General features: G+C 50.5%; 4 protein-coding genes. All 4 read right to left on the reverse strand.

What is annotated here, in order from left to right:
• Positions 1-281 (reverse strand): hypothetical protein (locus JDF658_RS13090; RefSeq protein ID WP_143312017.1); only part of this gene is annotated, 281 nt, incomplete at its 3' end.
• A gap of 15 nt (positions 282-296) precedes the next feature.
• Positions 297-908, reverse strand: a complete 612-nt coding sequence (locus tag JDF658_RS13095; protein ID WP_078664557.1) for a Fe-S-containing protein — start codon at positions 906-908, stop codon at positions 297-299.
• A gap of 56 nt (positions 909-964) precedes the next feature.
• Positions 965-1,948, reverse strand: coding sequence for a M56 family metallopeptidase (locus JDF658_RS13100; protein ID WP_078664556.1), 984 nt, complete (start codon positions 1,946-1,948; stop codon positions 965-967).
• A 1-nt stretch (position 1,949) separates the two neighbouring features.
• Positions 1,950-2,384, reverse strand: coding sequence for a BlaI/MecI/CopY family transcriptional regulator (locus JDF658_RS13105; RefSeq protein ID WP_078664555.1), 435 nt, complete (start codon positions 2,382-2,384; stop codon positions 1,950-1,952).
• Positions 2,385-2,498: the final 114 nt, after the last annotated feature.

Below are 2,498 nucleotides of genomic sequence, written 5' to 3' on the forward strand. Positions count from 1 at the left end.
CCACTGCCACAGCCACCACCGCTAACAACAGCACTGCCGCTGCCACCACAACAGCCGCCGCCTCCCGCCGCAGGATAGGCCAGTTGCTGGTAACCATAGTTGAAAGATTGGAATTGGGCAGGGTACAAGTTGTTAATTGCATTATCTTTCAGATTATACCAGATTTTGACCCCTAACAAAACCGCTCCTGTACTGACCAGAAAGATGATCCAGTAAAAAATCCGCCAGCGTTTTTCGGCATCCTGGTCTACATCTTCCACCAAAATGACCCTGTCTTCCATGAACAAACCCCTCCTTTATACCCGCGGTTGCCAGGCCCGCAGTTCTTTTTCATCAAAGACCATCTTGCCATCCTTAACTTCATACTTTACCTCATCGGGAGGATAGGTCAGGCAGCCACCACTAACCCCTTTCAGATCTTCCAGGGTCCAGCGGGTACCACAGACATTGCAGACCAATTCATTTCCTTCAATATGGAAGCTGGTTCCAGAACAGGGTTCGCAGAAAGATACTGCTCCTACAACCCGGCCAGACGGAGCCACATAGGCAGTAATAGGCAAGGAATTGAAAGTGGTGCCATTGGGCAAAGTCACTTTCTGGTTAGGGATTTCAAACTTTACGATCTTGTTGTTTTTTACCAGCTCCAGATCAAGATAGATTTTCCCGTCCTTGAATTCCGGTTGAACCACAGTTTGTTCTATTTTCTGCGCAGCGTCATAAGTCACCTGGGTACCAACATTATAGGTTCCCACATTAGCCTTATCTGTAGCTGCCGTCTGACTGGACGTCTTTAGCGCCACCGCTCCCCCTACAATAGCCAGGGACAGAACAACCGCTGCCGGCAGCAGCCAGCTATTCTTTTTCTTACCCTGTAATACCATGGACTTTTTGTCTACTCTTTTTGCCATTTTGGTCTCCTCCTTTTACATCGCGTAGTATATTGTCTTGTTAAAAAGGTGGCCTCTTAGCAAAAAAAGATCAGAAGGCCACCTGCCATCATCCAGATAGTGCCAAGGGCCAGTAACCCCCAGCCCGCATGTCCAGGTAGTTGTTCCTCTTCCAGCAAAGCCTCTATTCTTTGCTGCAGTTTGCCTTTGCCTCCCAAACGCGCAAGGGGCAAAAAGTTATCCAGGGCGAGACGCCAGCCACTTAAAGGCGTGTTCAATCTTCTGGTTTTTAACAGGGCCTGGGCCAGGGCCAGGGGATTAGCCCCCAGGTTGCCCGCTTTCCCATCAGCAAGTTGCTCTTTAAGCTGTTCCCAGTGACGAAAAACCAGGGGGGATAGGCCGGTAAACAACAACAAATCCCGCAATAACACCAGCAGCCAGGTACGGCGGTTATCACCCCTCTGACAGTGGGCGATTTCATGGGCCAGCACCGCTGTCAGCTCTTCCTCATCCAGTTCGACCACCAGCGGGCGGGAGAGGATAAGCACCGGCTGCCAGAATCCGCTGATAAACGCCTGTCCCAGGGGCAAATCGGTCAGTATCACAGCTGGAGGTTTAATGCCAGCTGTGTTTGCCAGATAATTGACTTTACTGAGAATCCCCCGGTAGTCTTCCTGCAAATAACCATAGCGGTTAATCAGGCGACGGGTTAGGATCAAAGCAGCTCCTGCTTTTACAACCCCGACCACCAGCGCTACCAGAAATAGCGGCGTCAATATCACCGCCAGGGCCGTCCCGGCCTGACAAAGCCAGCTCTGTAGCCGCCCAGGCCAACCAGCTATTCCCTCCGGGCCCGCTACCAGGACACAGCTGCGATTGAGCTGAAAAAACATGCTGATGCCGTAAATCACAAACGGTAGCAAGAGAGGGGTTAACCACAGCCTTTCCAGCCAGACTCTGCCCAGTTTTTTATCACTAAGCCGGTGCCAGAAAAGCACCACCGGCACTGTGATCGGCAAGCCAAAGGCAGCATAGATGAGCAAAGGATGCAGCTTAGACAAACTATTTGCCTCCTTTAGCTCGTCGCTCCCGAATCAGCTGTTCCAGCTGGGCCAGCTTTTCTTCATCCTCGTCCTGGATTTTCTCCACCAGGTGGGAGAGAACGGGCTGGGCAAAATCGGCCAGCAAACCATCTAGCACCAGGGAAACTACTTTTGTTGTAAATTCCTCGCGGGAATATACGGGAGAGTAGAGATAATAATTGGACTCCTGGGTCTTTTGCAGCAGTTCCTTTTCAGCCAGCCGACTCATAATGGTCATGACGGTGGTGTAGGCGATAGAACGGCGCTCCCGCAGTTCTTCATATACTTCCCGTACTGTAACCGGACGGTCATGCTGCCAGACAATCTCCATGATTTCTGCTTCTAATTCCCCCAGTACTTTGCTCAAGCCAGTTTTATGAGGTTTGAACTCTATTCCCAGTTTGCGCCAGAACATTTTCTCACCTACCTCCTTGGCTTTCTATAGAAATTATACTTCCTCGCATTACTACAAGCAATAGTATAAATGTGAACATTTTGTGGCGGTTTTTACCCCCCCATATCGCAGGGG

This window comes from Carboxydocella sp. JDF658, from assembly GCF_002049395.1.
GTDB lineage: Bacteria > Bacillota.

Excerpts from the sequence above, each read along its gene's own strand:
- JDF658_RS13095 (WP_078664557.1), bottom strand. The coding sequence starts at position 908 with ATGGCAAAAAGAGTAGACAAAAAGTCCATGGTATTACAGGGTAAGAAA.
- JDF658_RS13105 (WP_078664555.1), bottom strand. The coding sequence starts at position 2,384 with ATGTTCTGGCGCAAACTGGGAATAGAGTTCAAACCTCATAAAACTGGC.